Genomic DNA, 19,859 nt, shown 5'->3' with positions numbered 1-19,859 from the left:
GCGGTCGAGGACACAATGCGTAAGCTGCGCATGAGTTTCGTAACGTTGCATTTCTGCCTGTAACATATTCCAATCATTTGACGATTGCCGGTCAGGGCCTCGCGAGCTAACAGATCGAACAGGGAAAAATCCCGGGAGCCGCCGCAGTGACTGCAAAATGGGATTTCTGGATCGACCGTGGCGGCACCTTCACCGATGTCATCGGCCGTGACCCGCAAGGCGGGCTGCATCCAAGGAAACTCCTTTCGGAAAATCCCGAAGCCTATGCCGACGCTGCCATCCAGGGCATTCGCGATTTGCTCGGCGTCCAACCCGGCGCTCCAATCCCCTCCGCTCTGATCGGCGATGTCAAGATGGGCACCACGGTTGCCACCAATGCCCTTCTCGAGCGCAAGGGCGACCGTGTGCTGCTGCTCATCACCAAAGGCTTCCGCGATGCGCTGAGGATTGCCTATCAGGCCAGGCCCGATATCTTTGCCAAGCAGATCATCCTTCCCGAACAGCTCTATGAGCGTGTCGTCGAGATCGACGAAAGGGTTCGCGCCGACGGCAGTGTCGAGCGCCTGCTCGACATTGCTTCGGTACGCCCGGCTATTGAGCAAGCCAAGGCGGATGGCATCGATGCGGTCGCGATCGTCTTCATGCATGCCTGGAAACATCCCGAGCACGAAAAGGCGGTCGCCAAAGTCTGTCGAAAGCTCGGATTCTCGCAGGTCTCGGTCAGTCACGAGGTCTCGCCTCTGATCAAGCTGGTCGGCCGTGGCGACACCACGGTGGTCGACGCCTACCTGTCGCCGATCCTGGCAAGGTATGTGCAAAGGGTTGCGGCGGAACTGGGTGCCGCGCCAATCTCCTCCCTTGTGGGGGAGATGGCTGCGCAGCAGCCAGAGGGGGTCATCTCAGAAGGCCCCGCCAGAGTGTCGAACCCAGTCGAGCCGACCCCACCCGGCGGCTTCGCCGCCACCCTCCCCTCAAGGGGGAGGGAAAGCCCTCGCCTCATGTTCATGATGTCGTCGGGCGGCCTCACCGCCGCCGACATGTTCCAGGGCAAGGACGCGCTGTTGTCCGGCCCGGCCGGCGGTGTCGTCGGCATGGTTGAGACGGCAAAACTCGCCGGTTTCGGCAAAGTCATAGGCTTCGACATGGGCGGCACCTCCACCGATGTCGCCCATTATGATGGTGACTACGAGCGCGCCTTCGACACCGAGGTCGCCGGCGTGCGCATCCGCGCGCCGATGATGCGCATTCACACCGTTGCTGCAGGCGGCGGCTCGATCCTCCATTACGAGGCCGGCCGCTTTCGCGCCGGGCCGGATTCGGCCGGCGCCAATCCCGGCCCGGCCGCGTATAGGCGCGGCGGCCCGTTGGCCGTCACTGACGCCAATGTCATGCTGGGCAAGCTGCAGCCCGAGTCCTTCCCGGCTATTTTTGGACCGGGCCAGGACGAACCGCTCGACGTCCAGACGGTTCGCGAAAAATTCACCGCACTTGCGGCCGAGATCGGCGACGGCCGCTCGCCGGAAACCGTCGCCGAAGGGTTCATCACCATTGCCGTCGAAAACATGGCCAACGCCATCAAGAAGATTTCGGTGCAGCGCGGCTACGATGTCACCGAATACCTCCTGAACTGCTTCGGCGGCGCCGGCGGCCAGCACGCTTGCCTGGTCGCCGATGGGCTCGGCATGGAGGCGGTGCTGATCCATCCCTTCTCAGGCCTGCTCTCGGCATACGGCATCGGCCTATCCTCTGTATTTGCGTCACGCCAGCAGGCGCTGCTGAAGCCGCTGGCGGACAATTCCAGGCCAGCGATCGATGAACTCATCGCAACGCTGCGCAAAGCCGTCATCGACGAACTCGCCGCGCAAGGCATCAGCCAAGACGCGGTCGCCTCGAGACCGGTGCTGCAGATCCGCTACGACGGCACCGATACCGCGCTGCCTGTGAACTTCGGGCACGGCTCGATTGCGCAGGCCAAGGCGGACTTCGAACTGGCGCACAAGGCGCAGTTCGGTTTCGTCTACGACGACAAGCCGATGATCGTCGAATCGGTCGGCGTCGAGGGTACCGATACCGGCGGCACCGGCCGTGACGAAAGTGATTCAGTTGTTGAAGACATGGCCGCAAGTCCTTCCGGGAACCGGAAAATCTTTGTCGACGGCGTCTGGCGCGACGCCGGCATCTTCCCTCGCGAAACGCTGAAGCCTGGTAACAAGATCGCCGGCCCTGCTTTGATCATCGAGCCGAACCAGACCATTATCGTCGAGCCGGGCTGGCAGGCCGAGATCACCGCCAAGGACCACGTATTGATGCGGCGCGTCGAGAAGAAGCGCCGACAGGCCGCACTCGGCACCGAAGCCGATCCGGTGATGCTGGAGGTCTTCAACAACCTGTTCATGTCGATCGCCGAGCAGATGGGCGTGACACTGCAAAACACCGCCTACTCGGTCAACATCAAGGAACGGCTCGATTTCTCCTGCGCGGTTTTCGACCGGGATGGCGCGCTGGTCGCCAATGCACCGCATATGCCGGTGCATCTCGGCTCGATGGACCGCTCGGTGGAGACCATCATCCGGCTCAATTCCGGCGACGTTCACCCCGGCGACGTCTTTGCGCTGAATGCGCCTTACAATGGCGGCACCCATCTGCCTGATATCACAGTGGTGACACCGGTGTTTTCCCTCCCCCTTGAGGGGAGGGTGGCCGCGAAGCGGCCGGGTGGGGTCCTCGCAGAAGGCACCACAAGTGCGTCGAGCACTGCCGCAACGACCCCCTCCGGCGGCTTCGCCGCCACCTCCCCCTCGAGGGGGGAGGAGATCCTCTTCTACGTCGCCTCGCGTGGCCATCATGCCGACATCGGCGGCACCGCGCCCGGCTCGATGACGCCGCTTGCCACAACCGTCGACGAGGAAGGCGTGCTGTTCGATAATTTCCGCATCGTCGATCGCGGCCGGTTCCGCGAGAAGGACCTGGAGACGCTGCTCACCAACCACCCCTACCCGGCGCGCAATCCGCACCAGAACATCGCCGACCTCAAGGCGCAGATCGCCGCGAACGAAAAGGGCGTCGCCGAGCTGCGCAAGATGGTCGCGCATTTCGGCCTCGATGTGGTCGAAGCCTATATGGGCCATGTCCAGGACAATGCCGCCGAAAGCGTGCGCCGCGTTCTGGAGCGGCTGCCCGACAGTTCCGAATACGAATATCCGACCGACACCGGCCAAATGATCAAGGTGAAGATATCGGTCGACCGGCGGAAGCGCGAAGCGACGGTCGACTTCACCGGAACGTCGCCGGTGATGAAGAACAATTTCAATGCGCCAGAGCCAGTCGCCCGAGCCGCTGTGCTTTATGCCTTCCGCGTCATGGTCGAAGACAACATTCCGATGAATGCCGGATGTCTGCGGCCGATCAACATCATCATTCCCGACGGCTCGATGCTGAAGCCCGCCTATCCCGCGGCAGTCGTCGCCGGTAATGTCGAGACCTCGCAGCACGTCACCAACGCGCTGTTCGGCGCCATGGGCGCGATGGCCAATGCGCAAGGCACGATGAACAATCTCACCTTCGGCAACAAGCAGTACCAGTATTACGAGACGATCTGCTCGGGCTCGCCGGCTGGCCGGATGAACGACGGCCGCGGTTTTGCCGGCACCTCCGGCGTCCACACCCATATGACCAATTCGCGCCTGACCGATCCGGAAGTGCTGGAACTGCGTTTCCCGGTATTGCTCGAGGATTTTCATATCCGCGAAGGCTCCGGCGGCGAAGGCAAATGGAATGCCGGCGACGGCACTAGGCGCACCATCCGCTTCCTCGAAAAAATGGAATGCGCGATCCTGTCCTCGCATCGCAACCGCCCACCGCGGGGACTGGACGGAGGCGGCGATGGCGAGGCCGGTTCGACCAAGGTCCGCCGCAAGACCGGCGCGATCGAGACGCTGAAAGCCTGCGATCAGACCATCCTCGACGCCGGCGAGGCGGTCATCGTGACGACGCCGACCCCAGGTGGATTTGGCAAGGCCTGAACTCGCGTCAACAGGCTGTCACTGGCCTGTCATCACCCTGCGCTACCCGCTTGCGGCAAAGCAAACGGGGAATCGCCTTGCCATGACGGACATTTCTGGAGAACTGGTTTTTCGCCGCGGCAAGGAAGTCGGCAAGGCCGTCTACCAGAACCGCCCGCTGTCGAAAGCCGGCATCTCCGAGCGCCTGTTCGCCTTCCTGTTCTCCGGCCTCGTCTATCCGCAGATCTGGGAAGACCCCGAAATCGACATGGACGCGATGCAGCTCGGGACGGGCCACCGCATCGTCACCATTGCCTCCGGCGGCTGTAACATCCTTGCCTATCTCACCCGCTCGCCGGAAAGGATCGATGCCGTCGACCTCAACGCTGCCCATATCGCGCTGAACCGGATGAAGCTCGAAGCCGTCCGTCACCTGCCGTCGCAGGGCGACCTGTTCCGTTTCTTCGGCGCGGCTGAGACCGGGCACAATTCACAGGCCTACGATCGCTTCATCGCACCGCATCTCGACCCGGTCAGCCGCCATTATTGGGAGCGCCGCAACTGGCGCGGCCGTCGCCGCATCGCCGTCTTCGACCGCAATTTCTACCAGACCGGCCTGCTTGGCCTGTTCATTGCGATGGGCCATCGCACCGCAAAATTCTTCGGCGTCGACCCGGCCGGCATCATGGACGCTAAGAGCATCGCCGATCAGCGCCGCTTCTTCGACGAAGAGCTGGCGCCGGTCTTCGAAAAACCGCTGCTGAAATGGGCGACATCGCGAAAGGCTTCGCTGTTCGGCCTCGGCATTCCGCCGGCCCAGTACGATTCGCTGATCACCTCGGGTGACGGCACCATGGCCAGCGTGCTGAAGGCACGACTGGAAAAGCTCGCCTGCGACTTTCCGCTGAAGACCAATTATTTCGCCTGGCAGGCTTTCGCCCGCCGCTACCCTAATCCGGGCGAGGCCGCCCTGCCCGCCTATCTCGAAAAGCGCAACTACAAGACGATCCGCAACAATCTCGATCGCGTTGCCATCCACCACGCCAATCTGATCGAGTTCCTTGCCGGCAAGGATGCCGGCTCGATGGATCGCTTCGTGCTGCTCGATGCACAGGACTGGATGACCGACCACCAGCTCAACGGGTTGTGGGCCGAGATCACCCGAACCGCCTCCACCGGCGCCCGCGTCATCTTCCGCACCGCCGCTGAACCCAGTCTGCTGCCCGGCCGCGTCTCGAATTCGCTGCTCGACCAGTGGCGCTACGAGAACGACGCCTCGCGCGAGTTTTCGGCGCGCGACCGCTCGGCCATCTATGGCGGCTTCCATCTCTATGTGAAGCGGTCCGCATGAGCACGACCGACTTGCCGGCCAGCCATGCCGAGCTGATGGACGGCGTCTACCGCTGGCAGCGTCATATCTACGACCTGACCCGCAAATACTATCTGCTCGGCCGCGACCGGCTTATCGCCGGACTGGATGTGCCGGCCGGCGGCACCGTGCTCGAGCTCGGCTGCGGCACCGGCCGCAACATCATCCTCGCAGCCCGCCGCTATCCCGCCGCGCGCTTCTTCGGCCTCGATATTTCGGCCGAGATGCTGGAGACGGCCACTGCCGCCCTCGCGCGCGAAGGCCTCTCCGGCCGCGTCACGCTGGCGCGCGGCGACGCCACGGATTTCGACGCGAAAGCACTGTTCGGCGTCAAAAGTTTCGACCGCATTTTTGTCTCGTATTCGCTGTCGATGATTCCCGGCTGGGAGAAGACAGTGTTCGCGGCTCTTGCTGCCCTGTCACCGGGCGGCTCGCTGCACGTCGTCGATTTCGGCCAGCAGGAGGCCCTGCCCGGCTGGTTCCGCACGCTGCTGCGCGGCTGGTTGAGAAAATTCCATGTCCAGCCGCGTGAAGCCCTGCGCGACGTTCTGGAATCGGAATCTGCGAGAGTTGGTGCATGCCTTCGATTCAGAACACTTTATCGCGGCTACAGCTGGCTCGCCGTGATCAAGATCGCCATCTAATATCAATTTTGGCGTGGAAGGTTTTGGGGCTCCAATCCTAAATGGGGGCCGTGGCTGAAATCAGTTAATTGGCTAAATCACACATTGCCATGTAACCCAAGGAGTGGTACATTATCTCCTCGCCGGAAGCATGGGATGATCATCGGATTTAGAGATGGATGGCTGCGGGCTTTCTTCGTGGACGACACCCATTCCCGCAATATTCCGTCCGATCTCGAAAGCCGCTTGTTCCGCAAGCTCCAGATGATTGACGACGCGGCGATCGATCAGGATTTGCGTGTGCCGCCCAGCAACCGTTTCGAGAAGTTGCGCGGCAATCTCGAAGGTTTCCATTCGATCCGTGTCAACAAACAATGGCGGCTGGTCTTCCGCTGGGACGGGGGCCGGGGCGAGGCGTCGGACATCTATCTCGACGACCACAGCTATATATAAGTGAGGTGAGACATGTTGATGACCGCACGCAAGCCAGCAACGGTTGGCGAAATTCTTACGGAAGAATTCATGCAACCACTCGGCCTGACACAGGCGGCTTTGGCCGAAGCTATGAGCGTCCAGCGCAAGCATGTGAACGAATTGTGCAACGGCCGCCGCAACGTGACGGCGGCTACCGCGCTCATTCTGGCGCGGGTGTTTGGCAACAGCCCGGATTTCTGGTTGAACGTCCAGCGCCGTAACGATCTTTGGACGGTTATGAATTCACCCGACGAGCGGGCGCGTGTTGATCGCGCCAAGCCTTTGGCGACAGCCGCATAGACAAGACTGCGACCGCCGCATTCCTCAGTGCAGCGCCTTGATCAGCGCCGCCACCATCGCCTGCGGCCGGTAGCCGAGCCTGGCCGGCGTCAGCCCGAGCCGCACCACAACCAGCTGCTCTGAGGGGATGATGGCAACCGTTTGCCCATCATGCCCCTCCATCCAATAGGTGTCCTTGGGCACGCCGGCGGCAGTGCCGGCGCCGGGGTTTTCTTCGTCGCCCGGTCCTTCTATCCATAATTGCCCCTTGCCGTAGACTTTCGAGGCAGTTGCCGGTTCCCGCATCCAGTCGACGAAGCCGGCGGGCAGCATCTCCTGGCCGTTCCAGACGCCGCCCTGCAGCAGGAACTGGCCGAAGCGCGCCCAGTCGCGTGCCGTGGCATAGAGATAGGACGAGCCGACGAAGGTGCCGTGCTCGTCGGCCTCAAGCACAGCGCTCTGCATGCCGAGCGGATCGAACAGCGCGGTCCTCGGCCACGCCAGTGCCTTGTCCTTGTCGCCGATTGCGTCCTGCCACAGCCTGGACAGCATCACCGCCGTGCCGCTCGAATAGGAAAACACCTTGCCGATCTCGCCGGTCAGCGGCTTGGATCCGGCAAAGCCCGCCATGTCCGGTTCGAGATAGAGCATGCGCGTTACGTCGGCGACGTCGCCATAATCCTCGTTGAATTCCAGCCCGCTCGACATCGCCATCATGTCGGCGAGGCTGATCACGGCGCGGCCATCTCCCTTCCAGGGACCGAACAGACCCTGGTTGGTCATCGCCAGCTTGCCCTCCTTCACCAGCGTGCCGACGATCGCCGCATTTACGGTCTTGGTCATTGACCAGCCCAATAGCGGCGTCTTTTCGGAAAAGCCGTCGCCATAACGCTCAGCGACGATGCGGCCGTTCTTGATCACCACGACCGCCCGCATGCCGGCGCCGGTCATTGCTGGATCGTCGAGGACTTTCGCGACCTCGGGATCCTGCGAGGCATCGGCTTTGTCGCCCTCCGGCCAGATCAGATCGGGCAGCGGCGCCGGCGTCGGTGCAGCTCCGGCGACAGCCTTGGCGGCGGCAATATCGCCGTCGGGAACCGAGGCGCAGCCGAGCCCCTCGCGGGCGACCGCGACACTTTTGCCGAGCGCGCCGAACAGGCCCGCCGAAACCGTTCCCTTCTCCTTGTCCACCGACACTCTCATCAGCTTCAGCAGCGGATGACCCGGCGCCTGCACATCGACGGCGAGCACGTCGTTAGCGTCTCGCCCGGCGATGAAGACGTTCGAGCAGACGATCTTGGCGGCATAGCCGGAACCGACGCGGATCAGTTCCGGCGGCGCGAAATACAGCCAGCCGGCGAGTATCGCGGCGGCCAGCACAGCCAAGCCGAGCAGCCATTTGACGAACTTCAAAAGGATCTGCATTTGAGTTCCCCCGGGCGCGCTCGATCTATGTCATCGATTTGCCGCCATTGTTTCGGCAAAATCGCGGCTCTTGTCGAGCGCCGTCAACCGAATATCAACCATGATCGGCGATCACAGGTGCATGTCGCCCAGAAGTGCGCAGCGGTTTTGGGACAACGACATGCATAGACAAAAGAGCTAAGCGCGTCGAAGCGACGCGCTTAGGACAGACCGGGCGATCCTGTGGGGTGACCGTCCGGCGGGGCTTGAATGCATGCGTCCCAAAACTGCGTAACGGTTTGGGAATGCATGAAACGAAAATCCAGGCGCGTCGCGTAAGTCAGTTTCAAACGCGCCGCGCCCGGTCGAGGGGCCACCCGCGGAAAGACCCATCAGCGGCCGGCTGAAACCGGCTCGGGAAGTAGCGATGCGCCGTTTCGCGGTCCTCATCACGCTGATGCTGCTTGGCGCCTGCTCGACGGTCGAGGATCTGACGCCATCGCTGTCGTCGTCCAGCGCCTCGATGGTTGCGGTACGCGCGCCGCGTTTTGCCGATTCCGACCCGCATGAATGGGACAGCGGCGCACCGTGGAGCTATGCCGTCCACGGCACCGACGTCTCCAAATACCAGACATCGATCGACTGGCCGGCGGCCAGGGCCAGCGGTATCTCCTTCGCCTTTATCAAGGCAACCGAAGGCGGAGACCGTTTCGATGAAGCTTTCAACGAGCATTGGAGCCGCACCAGGGCCTCGGGCATCCCCCGTGCCGCCTATCATTTTTTCTACTTTTGCACGCCGGCCGCTACCCAGGCGCGCTGGTTCATCCAGAACGTGCCCAAAGACGGTTCGGCGATGCCGCCGGTTCTCGACATGGAATGGAACCCGAAATCGCCGACCTGCAAGCTGCGGCCCGATCCCGCCACGGTACGCAGCGAGATGAGCACGTTCCTCGAAATCGTCGAAAAATACTACGGCAAGAAGCCGATCATCTACACGTCTGTCGATTTCTTCGAAGATAACGGTTTATCGGGCTTCCGCAATTACCCCTACTGGCTGCGCTCCGTCGCCGGGCACCCGCGCCAGAAATACGGCAGCCATCCCTTCACCTTCTGGCAGTATACCGGAACGGGCGTCGTGCCGGGCATGACCGGAAACGCCGACATCAGCGTCTTCAACGGCTCCGAAGCCGCGTGGAAGAAGTGGTTGCGGCAGAACACCCGTTGACACCAGGCCTGCCGCCTGCTTTTCGACACAGCCAATGACGGATGCCCGCAACCGCTGGTAATCTTCTCGGAAGGATGGCGATGCGATCGCGCTTTGGACTTCTCGCGGCGCTGCTCCTGAGCGCCGTGCCGGCCGCGGCACAGCAATGCGGCGGCGATTTCGAGGCATGGAAGCAGGGTGTGGCGGCGGAGGCCAGGGCGGCCGGCGTCGGCGCTGCCGGCCTTTCTGCGCTGGAAAACGCCACCCTCGATGAAAAGGCGCTGGCACGCGACCGTGCCCAGGGGGTCTTCACCCAGACTTTCATCGAATTCTCGAACCGCATGATCTCGTCGCATCGGCTGAAGCAAGGTGCGGCCAATCTGCAAAAATATGCCGAGGTCTTTGTCCGCGCCGATCGCGAATACGGCGTGCAGGCGCCGGTCATCGCCGCTTTCTGGGCCCTGGAGACCGATTTTGGCGCCGTGCAGGGCGATTTTCATACGCTGAACGCGCTGGTGAGCCTCTCGCATGACTGCCGCCGTCCGCAGTTGTTCCGGCCGCAGATCGTGCCGCTGCTGATGTTGATCGATCGCGGCGTGGTGCCGGCCGACGTGACCGGTGCCTGGGCCGGCGAGATCGGCCAGACGCAGATGTTGCCTTCCGACTATCTCGGCCACGGCGTCGACGGCGACGGCGATGGCTTGGTCGACCTGCGCGGCAGCGCGCCGGACGTGATCATGAGCACGGCCAGCAAGATCCAGTCGCGCGGCTGGAAGCGCGACCAGCCCTGGATCGAAGAAGTCCGTGTGCCCGACGATTTGCCGTGGGAGCAGACGGGACGCACCAACAAGCTGCCGTTGACGCAATGGAGCCAGTGGGGCGTTACCAGGCCCGACGGTACGCCGCTTCTCGACAACGGCCTGAAGGCCGGCCTGGCGCTGCCCATGGGTCGCAAGGGGCCAGCCTTCCTGACCTACGACAATTTCGATGTCTATCTCGAGTGGAACCAGTCCTTCACCTATGCCCTGACCGCGGCAAATCTTGCCGCCCGGCTGGGGGGCGCGCCGCGATTCGATCCGCGCAACCCCGAACCCGGCCTCAACGGCGACCAGATGAAGGCGCTGCAGACCAAGCTCGAGGCGAAAGGCTATGACGTCGGCACCGTCGACGGCATACTGGGCACCAACACCCGCGAAGCGATCCGCAAGGAGCAGAAGCGGCTGGGCCTGCCGGTCGACGGCTGGCCGACTCCGGAGCTGCTGGCGAGACTGTGAATGGTGAATGGTGAATGGTGAATGGTGAATGGTGAATGGTGAAAAGGAATAGCACCGGAGCCGCACTGAGCACCAGAGGTTACTACTATTCATTATTCACTATTCACTATTCACTATTCACTATTCACCGCCTCGCAAGCAGGAAATCGATGAACGCTCGCAACGGCGCGGGAACCTGGCGGGAGCTCGCGTGGTATAGGTAAAAACCCGGAAATCTCGGCGACCAGGCTTCGAGAAAACGGATTAGCTTTCCCGCTTCGATCCATGGCCGGACCTGATATTCCAGCATGTACGCCACGCCGACCCCATCCAGAACCGCCCCGATCATCAGTTCCGTGTCATTGACCGTCAAGCCGCCGCTGACAGCCACTTCCAGGGCACGTTGGCCCCGGGCGAACTCCCAGCGGTAGAGATTGCCGCCGCTGGGCCACTGGAAATTGATGCACTGGTGCTGATGCAGATCCGCCGGGTGACGGGGTATCGGGCGATGCTCCAGGTAGCTCGGCGCGGCCACTGCGGCCATCTCCAGTTCGTCACTGAGTTTTACCGCCACCATGTCCTTGTGCAGCCGCTCACCCAATCTGATTCCGGCATCGAAGCGGCCCTCGACGATGTCGGTGAGCATGTCGTCGACAATGATTGTGAGGGCGATATCGGGATAGGCCCGGCGGAAATCGCCGAGGATCGGCGCGATGAAACGCGTGGCGGCAATGCGCGGAACATTGATGCGCAGCGAGCCTGCCGGCCGGCCGCGTGATGCATGCGCGTCGGCGACGGCCCCTTCCAGTTCGCTGAACGCCGGTGCGATGCGGGCAAACAGCTTCTCGCCCTCAGCCGTCGGCGACATGCTGCGCGTGGTGCGGTTGAGCAGGCGGACACCGAGACGCTCTTCCAGCCCACGTATCGTCTGGCTGAGTGCTGGAGGCGAAATCCTGAGTTTGGCCGCGGCGCGGACGAAGCTGCCCTCTTCGATGATTGCTGCAAATGCCGTGAGTTCGGAAAACTCGGTTCCGCGCATTATGTACCCCAGCCTTAACAAGTCAGTAAGATAATAGGCTATTCTCTGAGCAATAGCATGCCCATAGCTTTCCCTGGAACGCCCGCTCGATCGAGGCGGCCGTAATCAGACGGAAGGAACAGCCATGCATCGTCCACTCGAAGGCAAAACCGCACTTGTGACCGGCAGCTCGCGTGGCATCGGGCGCGCCATCGCCGAGGGGCTCGCGGCCAAGGGTGCTGCCGTGGTCGTCAACTATGTCGGCAACGAGAAAGCAGCCAGGGAAGTGGTTGCCGCCATTGAAGGGATTGGCGGAAAAGCCGTCGCCATCCAGGCGGACGTCTCCAGCATCCCCGACATTCGCAGGCTGTTCGACGAAACCGAACGGCAGATGGGGCCGATTGACATCGTCGTCGCCAATGTCGGCGTCGCTGTCATAAAGCCGCTCGTCGAGGCCACCGAAGCGGACTTCGATCACGTGTTCGGCGCCAATGCCAAGGGCACCTTCTTCACGCTTCAGGAAGCGGCGCGCCGCGTTCGCGACGGTGGCCGCATCATTGCCGTCTCCACCGGCGGAACCAGGATGTTCTTCACGCACACGGCGCTCTATCTCGGCAGCAAGGGAGCCGTCGAGCAGTTCGTCCGCGTCCTCTCGCGCGAACTCGGCCCGCGCTCCGTTACCGTGAATGCGCTGTCGCCAGGCTTCACTGACACCGACCTGCTCCCCGAACGGGACCGGGCCGTGGCCGCCGGCATGTCGCCCTTCGACCGGATCGGAGCGCCGCGCGACGTCGCCGATGTCGCGGTTTTCCTGGCTTCCAATGAAGCTCGCTGGCTAACCGGCGAGAACATCCAGGCTGGCGGTGGCGTGGCCTGACTGAATGGTGAATAGTGAATGGTGAATGGTGAATGGTGAATGGTGAATGGTGAATGGTGAATGGTGAATGGTGAATGGTGAATGGTGAATGGTGACGATTCACGGGAGCGGGACGGAACGCAAGAACTACTTCTATTCACTATTCACTATTCACTATTCACTATTCACTATTCACTATTCACTATTCCACCATTCACTAATCCGCCATCGTCTCCAGGCTGGCGAACCCCTGCGGCGCATCGCCTTCGTCGAATGGCGTCGCCACCTCGACGAAAGTGTCGGGATAGAAGCCGTTGAACCGTGTTCGGAGCGACAGCGAATAGGCGCCGATATGGCCGATCTCGATCCAATCGCCGGTATCGACGGTTTCGGGCAGCCAGAACGGCCGCGACAATATATCGACGGAATCGCAGGTCGCGCCGCAGACCTTGAACGGCACGATGGTCTTGTCCTCGCCATTGCGCGAGCGGATCGCCGGATCGGGGATGAAGCGTGCCGGCAGCGTGATCTTGCCGGTCCATGAATCCGACAGCGACGCCCAGATGCCGTCATTGATGTAGAGCCTTTTGCCCTTGCGCAGCAGCACGCGCACGATCAGCGACAAGCAGCGCGCCACGATCACCCGGCCCGGCTCGGCCACCAGCGGCATCTGGTCGAACTGATACTCCTGGAGGTCGCCCGAAAACCGCGACATGATCTGGCCGAGCGACGGCATTTCCGGCTTGCGGCTGTTCGGATCATGACCGTATTCGGCCGGAAAGCCGCCGCCGACATCGAGCCCGGCAATGTCGAAACCGACGCGGTTGCGCACCCAGTCGGCGGAGGCCAGCGCCCGCTCATAGGTGTCGGGATCCTCTATCTGGCTGCCGACGTGAAAGCACAGCCCGACCTTGTAGCCCGTCCGGTTCAGCCGTTCGGCGAGTTCGACCGCATTGGCCGGTCCGGCGCCGAACTTCTTCGACAGTTCGTAAGCTGCCGAGCCTTTCGTCTGGATGCGCACGAACACGGTAATCGCGCCCGGATCGATGTCGAGCGCCCGCACCACCCTGGTCAGCTTGGTGATCTCGTCCTCATGGTCGAGCGAAATGACGCGGATGGCGTATTTTTCCAGCGCCAGCCTGATGTCCGACTGCGCCTTCACGGGGTGCATGTAGAGCATCTCGGCGTCGGGCGAAACGGCGCGCACGGCAGCGAATTCGCCGGGCGAGGCCACATCGAAGGCACTGACGCCGGCCTCGACCAGGGCGTTGAGCACGATCTGCTCGCCATTGGTCTTGACCGCATAGGCGGTCTTGCCGGGAAACATGCCCATGAACTGTTTGGCGTCCGCCTTCAGCACCTGCGGGCGGAAGCAATAGATCGGATCGTCCGGGCGAAGCGCCAGCGCTGCCTCGCGGGCATTTTCGAATCGCTGCATGGACGAATCCCTTGACTGAGGCTGCGCACAATTAATCCAAGCTAGCGGCTAATGAAAACAATTCTATGTCTCGCCGCCCTGGCTTCGCGGCGCTACGCCGTACTGTACGCCGGTTATGAGCGAGCTAGGCCATCGCTCAGGTTTCGGGTGGCCCTCGCCGCAGGATCGGGTATGGCGTGAACAGACGCCTGAAGAGCAAGGCGTCTCGTCTGGGAGGACGACCAATGGCGATAGCTGCCAGCACCGCGATGCGCGGGCCGATGGTGCTCAAGGACTGGGCGCAGCTTCTGCTGCTCGGCGCCATCTGGGGCGGCTCGTTCTTCTTTGCCCGTATTGCGGTAGCGGAACTTCCGCCGCTGGTGCTGGTGCTGTTCCGCGTCACCATAGCTGCGATCGCGTTGCAGCTCTATCTTGCGGTCCGTGGCCCGTCGTTTCGCCTCGCCTTGCCGCATGCCGGCCTGTTCTTCCTGCTGGCGCTCGCCAACAATGTCATCCCTTTCTCGCTGATCTTTGCCGGCCAGACCGAGCTTGGCGCCGGTGTCGCCTCGGTGCTCAATTCGACGACGCCGTTCTGGACGCTGATCCTCGCCAACGCCCTGACCAGCGACGAAAAGCTGTCGTGGAACAAGCTTGCCGGCATCGCCCTCGGTATCGCGGGAACGGCGGTGATGATCGGCCCCGGCCTCGTCGCCGGGCTCGGCGGTCCGGTCTGGGCGAAATTCGCGCTCATCGGAGCGTCGCTATCCTATGCGGTTGCACTGATGATTGCCCGCCGCTTCAAGGGTGTGCCGTCACCGGTCATTGCCACCGGACAATTGACCTGCTCGACCGTTATCATGGTTCCGGTCGTTCTGTTCACCTATGATGCCGCCAATCTGTTTTCGGCCTCGCCGCCGGTGTGGGCGGCGGTGCTGGCACTGGCGCTGCTGTCGACGGCCTTCGCCTACATCCTCTATTTCAATCTCGTCGCCTCGGCCGGCGCCACCAACGCCTCGCTGGTCACGCTGATCGTGCCGGCCAGTGCCATCCTGCTCGGCTTCCTGTTCCTGGGCGAGCGGCTCGAACTGTTCGAACTCGGCGGCATGGCGCTGATCGCCCTCGGCCTCGTCACCATCGACGGTCGCCTGTTCGGGCGGCGTTAGAGATGGCGCAGCGAAGTTGTCGCTCCCGATCGTGCGCTATATGGGCGTGATCGCGGGAACAGATGGACCCTGCCATTCCAGACGCCAGATACCGCCTTGCCGGAGATTCTGAACGAGATCGGGAAGGAAGGCGGCAAGGCAGGTCCCGCCAACATGTCTCACGGAAGGATACACAAGACCGGTCGCGGCGTCTTGCTTGCGGAGTTGCTTCGCCAGCGCCTGACCGGCAGGATAGGCTAAGACAGTATCCGGATCGAGCACCGGGTCCTTGCTGAACTCAGCACCGCGCAGATCGTGAAACGAGCCTATGAAGTCGGCAACGAGCTCCGCGTAGTCGGTGACGTTTTCGAACCGTTCGATCGCGGCAAGCTCGCGCGTCAGATGAAACGAGACCTCGCCGAGCGCGGTTTCAGCATCGAACCCACAGTACCAGACGCCCCTGGCATCATCGTTGAAACGATTGCCGCCCGGACGGGTGTAAGCGAACGCCGCATTGATGAAGGTGTAGCCCGGTCTCCCGAAAACCAGTTCGCGCGGATCGAGGTCGGGCAATCCCCCTTGCTGCGCCTGAAGGCGGCCGCTGGTGGCCCCTTCGAGCTCCGCAAGGTCCTCCAAATCTCCATGATTCCTGGCCAACGGCATCAGGACCGGTTCCTTGAACCTGCCTGTCGAAATCAGCCGGATCGTGTCGCGCTGGGAAATGTCAGCGCGTGGTGGGATCTGCATTCAAAGTCCACCGCGCAAAGCGTCGATATGTTGGCGAACCTGCAGCAGCTTCGGAATGCCGCCCTCGATCATCACGTCCAGGGGGCGCCGGCCACCATAAAGAGGCCCTTTGTTCGGCAACCGCACCCATTCATCGGCAAGCGCTTCGGAAAACAGAAACCGCAGTCCCTTGAAGATGCCGATCAGGGCGCTGATGCGTGTCAGCGAATCCTGGGAGAGAACGCCCTCCCACTCGCCTTTCTTCATGCGGAACCAGGTTCTCTCCGACACGTCGCCGATCAAGGTACAGATCTCGGTGCTGGTCAGATGCCAGATGTCTGCGAGCCTGACGATGCCGGCAACAGCCGCTGGCGTGAGCCGCGCCCGTGCCGAGGCATCCGCCAGATTTGCCGGCAAAGCCTGATTTGCAGGATCACGAACCGCATAACCGACACTCATTCCGGCCTCCATCACTTGGCAGACAATATACTGCCAATTGGCAGAAAATTCAAGTCATGGCTATCTCACAACGCTGCCGGTTGCCCACCGCATTCGTATAGCGTGCAGCACCCGGTTGGACATGCAAAGGGCGCTCCGACGCTCCGAATCTTCAGTCGTTCCGAAAATCGATTCCGATTTCTGCCGCGGTAGCGCTGCCATTCTCGCTGCTGCCACGGCTTTGCCACAAATTATTCACAGGTCCCGAGCCGGCTTTTGACAAAGAGTTTCAATGCCTAACGGCAAACGGCAGGTCGCAAATTCCATAATCTCGTCGCATTGCAGCAAAGTTTCTGCTTGCCTGTGGCACAAATGACCCTAGACTCTCGCCATAGCTCTTTAAGAGGAGGCTATGACATGGGACTGACGAGGCCGATCAACGCATTGATGATTTGTGCTGCGTTTGCATTCATCGGCGCCCTCATTATGGGCGTCCTTCCATAAGGCCGCTGAGCGGGGGAAGACCAGCACCGAATACTCCAAACCATTTGAAAAGGCCGGGCATTTTGCCCGGCCTTTTGCATTCCCCCGATCTTTGACATTTCAAAAAGATGCCTGCCGCCTTACGCCGCGGCTGATCCCGCCGCCTCGACTTCGTGCGACCTGATGCCGATCATGTGGCAGATGGCGAAGACCAGATCGGCCCGGTTCATCGTATAGAAGTGGAAATCGCCGACGCCGCGCTCGACAAGGTCCAGCACCTGCTCGGCCGCCACGGCAGATGCCACCAGCGCATGCGTTTGCGGATCGTTCTGCAGCCCATCGAAACGCTCGGCCAGCCATGCCGGCACCAAGGCGCCGCACCGCGCCGAGAAGTTGGCGACCTGGGTGAAATTGTGCACCGGCAATATGCCCGGCACGATCGGTATGTAGATCCCGGCCCGCCGTGCCCGCTCGACATAGCGCTCATAGAGATCGTTGTCGAAGAAGAACTGGGTGATCGCCCGCGTCGCTCCGTTGTCGGCCTTGCGCTTCAGCATGTCGAAGTCGGTTGCGAAATCCGGGCTTTCCGGATGCTTTTCCGGATAGGCCGAGACCGATATGTCGAAATCGCCGGCGCCCTTCAGCGCATCAACCAGTTCGGCGCCATTGGCATAGCCTTCCGGATGCGGCCGGTAGGCCGCGCCGACGCCCTCGGCCGGATCGCCGCGCAGGGCGACGAAACGCTTGACGCCCATATCGGCGAACTCCCGGATCACCGCATCGACCTCGTGACGCGCCGCATCGACGCAAGTCATGTGCGCCGCCGGCGTCAGCGTCGTTTCATTGAGGATGCGCTTGACGGTGCGGGCCGTCCGCTCGCGGGTCGAACCACCGGCGCCATAGGTGACCGAGACGAATTTCGGCTTGAGCGGCTCAAGCCGGGTGACCGTGTCCCACAGCCTTGCTTCCATCTCATCGTTTTTCGGCGGAAAGAACTCGAACGAAACCCTGACCTTGTCGCCGATGTCGGGGCGGCGGGAGAAGCGGAACTGGTTCATCAGGCGGTTTCCCCTATCGGATACGCATTGGCCGGTTGTCTGTCGTTGGAAGGCTCGGCAATCAGCATGCGCCGATCGCGGCCGAGCCAGAGTTTGACGGTGAGCTTGGCCTCGTTGCTGCCGCGCGGCTCGAATTCCTGGCTGTCCTCAAGGTCGAGGCCGGCCTCGGAAAACCAGTCGCCAATTTGCCGGTCGGAAAAGCCGAGACGCATATGCGCATGCTCCTCGCGCAAGAACTCCAGCGCGTGCGGCGCGAAATCGACGATCACCAGCCGGCCGGCCGGGCGCAACAGACGCGCCGCCTCGCGGATGGCGCGGGCGGGATCGTCGAGATAATGCAGCACCTGATGGATGGTAACGAGATCGAAGGCGTCGCGTTCGACCGGTGGCGCGAAAATGTCGCCCTGGCGCACTTGCGCATTCGAAACGCCGGCCTTGTCGAGATTGGCGCGCGCCACCGTCAGCATCTCGCGCGACATGTCGATGCCGACACCGCGCCGATAGAGCGGCGAAAAGATCTCGAGCAGCCGTCCGGTGCCGGTGCCGAGATCGAGCATCGACTGGAACGGCCGCTTGCCGACGAGCTTGATAAGTGCTGCTTCGACGGCGCGATCCGGCACGTGCAGCGACCGGATATGGTCCCAGCTTGCGGCGTTTACCGAGAAATATTCGGCAGCCCGGTCCTGCCGCTTGCGCTTGACTGCGGTCAGCCGTTCGAGATCACGCTCGACCTGCGGATCGGCGCCGCGGATGCCGGAGACCAGCCTGAGCACGAAATCGCGCGACGCGTCGGAATCCGAAAGCCGGAAGAACGCCCACGAGCCCTCCTGGTAGCGGCCGATCAGCCCTGCCTCCAGCAGCAATTTCAAATGGCGCGAGACGCGCGGCTGCGACTGGCCGAGGATTTCGGTGATATCGGAAACGGTCAGATCGCCGCGCGACAGCAGCGCCAATATGCGCAGCCGGCTGGATTCGGCGGCCGCCTTCAATGTATCTACCATCGTGTCGAGAGCGACATGCATGCGAGCATTCTCTTTGAAAAGATATAAACATATGTTTATGTCGGTTTGGATAGGCTTGCAAGCGCTATGTCGCTTCCGGACAAGAAAATGACGCATGCGTGGCGGATCGCGCAAAAACGGACGCATGATCGGGGCGAGACCCATGTTCGAGACGCGCAGCGGCGAAAAGCTCCTGGAAACCGACCCGGCAACGATGCCGCCGGATGGCCATGTCGTCTTCATCGGCCGCATCGCTTCGCCTTGGATCACGCGGGAGACCTGCCCCAAAAACATGAAGGCGGCGCGGGAGACGGGACAGCCGGCGCACTTGGTCATCGACCCGCTTTATCGTGACGGCCTGCTTGGGCTGGAACGCGCCAGCCACGTGATCATCCTGTCCTGGCTGCACCATGCGCCGCGGCAACTGATTGTCCAGAAACCCCGCCATGCCACGGAGCCGAAAGGCGTCTTTTCACTGCGCTCCCCTGCCCGGCCGAACCCGATCGGACTGCATGTCGCAAAGCTCGTTGCCGTCGACATCGACACCGGCCGCGTCGATCTCGATGCCATCGACGTGCTCGACGGCACGCCGGTCATCGACATCAAGCCTTATTTCGCCTCGACCGATGCCTTTGCCGATGCGACCATCGCCGGGCGGGACGAGCCAGGGCCGGTGGAGTGATGAGCGCGCCGACCGGCCGCCGCCGCGCTATCGCCAAGGCGCTGACAGCGCTTCTGCCGCTGGCGCCCTATGCCGACATGGAAAAGATCCGTGCCGATGCCGGCGCCGTGCACATGAAGAGCTTGCCGCCGAGCATTGCCGTGTGGCTGGCGACGATAGCCCACATCCGCCATATGCACACCGACTACGAAAAGCTGCTGGCCGAAGGCTATGACCGCGATTCCGCGCGCTTCTTCGTCATCGAACAGACCAACATCTTGCTGACCCGCTGGCGCGCCACCCGGCTGCTCGATGATGAGGATGAGGCGTAGAGCGATGGCAGGCACACGCGTCGAGTTCTACGGCGCCCCCCTCGAGGGCAGGGGAATCGCATATGGCGATTTTGGGGTTGAGTTTAGGCTGAGAAAGGATTCTTTGGAGAGGCAGTTGAG

The 19,859-nt window shown here is 62.2% G+C and carries 18 protein-coding genes; 11 read left to right on the top strand and 7 right to left on the bottom strand.

Features of this window, described 5'->3' with window-relative positions:
• The first annotated feature begins 146 nt into the window (after nucleotides 1-146).
• From NKJ55_RS30635 to NKJ55_RS30615, 5 genes are all read left to right on the top strand, one after another.
• A complete protein-coding gene (locus NKJ55_RS30635; RefSeq protein WP_352453142.1) occupies nucleotides 147-4,022 on the top strand; it encodes a hydantoinase B/oxoprolinase family protein in 3,876 nt (1,291 codons plus the stop codon).
• A gap of 82 nt (nucleotides 4,023-4,104) precedes the next feature.
• Nucleotides 4,105-5,352: a BtaA family protein gene (locus tag NKJ55_RS30630; protein ID WP_352453141.1), complete on the top strand. Its 1,248-nt coding sequence runs from the start codon at nucleotides 4,105-4,107 to the stop codon at nucleotides 5,350-5,352.
• Nucleotides 5,349-6,014 (top strand): class I SAM-dependent methyltransferase, encoded by a 666-nt coding sequence (locus NKJ55_RS30625; RefSeq protein WP_352453140.1) that lies wholly within the window; start codon nucleotides 5,349-5,351, stop codon nucleotides 6,012-6,014. The genes NKJ55_RS30630 and NKJ55_RS30625 overlap by 4 nt, the downstream gene beginning before the upstream one ends.
• 135 nt (nucleotides 6,015-6,149) lie before the next feature.
• On the top strand, nucleotides 6,150-6,446 hold the full coding sequence (locus NKJ55_RS30620; RefSeq protein WP_352453139.1) for a type II toxin-antitoxin system RelE/ParE family toxin: 297 nt from the start codon (nucleotides 6,150-6,152) through the stop codon (nucleotides 6,444-6,446).
• Between the two features lie 12 nt (nucleotides 6,447-6,458).
• Nucleotides 6,459-6,767, top strand: a complete 309-nt coding sequence (locus NKJ55_RS30615; protein ID WP_352453138.1) for a HigA family addiction module antitoxin — start codon at nucleotides 6,459-6,461, stop codon at nucleotides 6,765-6,767.
• Nucleotides 6,768-6,791: 24 nt separating this feature from the next.
• Here NKJ55_RS30615 and NKJ55_RS30610 read toward each other — a convergent pair whose 3' ends face one another.
• A complete protein-coding gene (locus NKJ55_RS30610; protein WP_352453137.1) occupies nucleotides 6,792-8,171 on the bottom strand; it encodes a serine hydrolase domain-containing protein in 1,380 nt (459 codons plus the stop codon).
• A gap of 406 nt (nucleotides 8,172-8,577) precedes the next feature.
• On the opposite strand from NKJ55_RS30610, the gene NKJ55_RS30605 reads away from it, so the two are divergent.
• Nucleotides 8,578-9,375 (top strand): glycoside hydrolase family 25 protein, encoded by a 798-nt coding sequence (locus tag NKJ55_RS30605; protein ID WP_502904534.1) that lies wholly within the window; start codon nucleotides 8,578-8,580, stop codon nucleotides 9,373-9,375.
• Nucleotides 9,376-9,455: 80 nt separating this feature from the next.
• Nucleotides 9,456-10,628 carry a lytic murein transglycosylase gene (locus NKJ55_RS30600; protein ID WP_352453136.1) on the top strand — a complete coding sequence of 391 codons (1,173 nt, stop codon included), beginning with the start codon at nucleotides 9,456-9,458 and terminating at the stop codon, nucleotides 10,626-10,628.
• A gap of 124 nt (nucleotides 10,629-10,752) precedes the next feature.
• Here NKJ55_RS30600 and NKJ55_RS30595 read toward each other — a convergent pair whose 3' ends face one another.
• On the bottom strand, nucleotides 10,753-11,646 hold the full coding sequence (locus tag NKJ55_RS30595; RefSeq protein WP_352453135.1) for a LysR family transcriptional regulator: 894 nt from the start codon (nucleotides 11,644-11,646) through the stop codon (nucleotides 10,753-10,755).
• Nucleotides 11,647-11,770: 124 nt separating this feature from the next.
• On the opposite strand from NKJ55_RS30595, the gene NKJ55_RS30590 reads away from it, so the two are divergent.
• A complete protein-coding gene (locus NKJ55_RS30590; RefSeq protein WP_352453134.1) occupies nucleotides 11,771-12,502 on the top strand; it encodes an SDR family oxidoreductase in 732 nt (243 codons plus the stop codon).
• Nucleotides 12,503-12,698: 196 nt separating this feature from the next.
• On the opposite strand, the gene NKJ55_RS30585 is transcribed toward NKJ55_RS30590, so the two are convergent.
• Nucleotides 12,699-13,919 carry an alanine racemase gene (locus NKJ55_RS30585; protein WP_352453133.1) on the bottom strand — a complete coding sequence of 407 codons (1,221 nt, stop codon included), beginning with the start codon at nucleotides 13,917-13,919 and terminating at the stop codon, nucleotides 12,699-12,701.
• Between the two features lie 224 nt (nucleotides 13,920-14,143).
• Between NKJ55_RS30585 and NKJ55_RS30580 the strand changes: the two genes are divergently transcribed.
• Nucleotides 14,144-15,061: a DMT family transporter gene (locus NKJ55_RS30580; protein WP_352453132.1), complete on the top strand. Its 918-nt coding sequence runs from the start codon at nucleotides 14,144-14,146 to the stop codon at nucleotides 15,059-15,061.
• Nucleotides 15,062-15,097: 36 nt separating this feature from the next.
• Here NKJ55_RS30580 and NKJ55_RS30575 read toward each other — a convergent pair whose 3' ends face one another.
• From NKJ55_RS30575 to NKJ55_RS30560, 4 genes are all read right to left on the bottom strand, one after another.
• Nucleotides 15,098-15,703 carry an RES family NAD+ phosphorylase gene (locus NKJ55_RS30575; RefSeq protein ID WP_352453131.1) on the bottom strand — a complete coding sequence of 202 codons (606 nt, stop codon included), beginning with the start codon at nucleotides 15,701-15,703 and terminating at the stop codon, nucleotides 15,098-15,100.
• 84 nt (nucleotides 15,704-15,787) lie between these two features.
• Nucleotides 15,788-16,225, bottom strand: a complete 438-nt coding sequence (locus tag NKJ55_RS30570; RefSeq protein WP_352453130.1) for an MbcA/ParS/Xre antitoxin family protein — start codon at nucleotides 16,223-16,225, stop codon at nucleotides 15,788-15,790.
• A 602-nt stretch (nucleotides 16,226-16,827) separates the two neighbouring features.
• A complete protein-coding gene (gene metF, locus NKJ55_RS30565) occupies nucleotides 16,828-17,745 on the bottom strand; it encodes a methylenetetrahydrofolate reductase [NAD(P)H] (protein ID WP_023676795.1) in 918 nt (305 codons plus the stop codon).
• Nucleotides 17,745-18,767 carry an ArsR/SmtB family transcription factor gene (locus tag NKJ55_RS30560; protein WP_352453129.1) on the bottom strand — a complete coding sequence of 341 codons (1,023 nt, stop codon included), beginning with the start codon at nucleotides 18,765-18,767 and terminating at the stop codon, nucleotides 17,745-17,747. Before NKJ55_RS30560 ends, metF begins: the two co-directional genes overlap by 1 nt.
• Before the next feature lie 142 nt (nucleotides 18,768-18,909).
• Here NKJ55_RS30560 and tsaA point away from each other — a divergent pair, with 142 nt between their 5' ends.
• Nucleotides 18,910-19,428 (top strand): tRNA (N6-threonylcarbamoyladenosine(37)-N6)-methyltransferase TrmO, encoded by a 519-nt coding sequence (tsaA, locus tag NKJ55_RS30555; protein ID WP_352453128.1) that lies wholly within the window; start codon nucleotides 18,910-18,912, stop codon nucleotides 19,426-19,428.
• On the top strand, nucleotides 19,428-19,739 hold the full coding sequence (locus tag NKJ55_RS30550; RefSeq protein ID WP_352453127.1) for a DUF2293 domain-containing protein: 312 nt from the start codon (nucleotides 19,428-19,430) through the stop codon (nucleotides 19,737-19,739). The genes tsaA and NKJ55_RS30550 overlap by 1 nt, the downstream gene beginning before the upstream one ends.
• Nucleotides 19,740-19,859: the final 120 nt, after the last annotated feature.

The organism is Mesorhizobium sp. M0106 (assembly GCF_040322715.1).
In the GTDB taxonomy this organism is placed as follows: Bacteria; Pseudomonadota; Alphaproteobacteria; order Rhizobiales; family Rhizobiaceae; genus Mesorhizobium.
The sequence above is the reverse complement of the archived record's forward strand: the minus strand, read 5'-3'. Positions and strand labels throughout refer to the sequence as shown.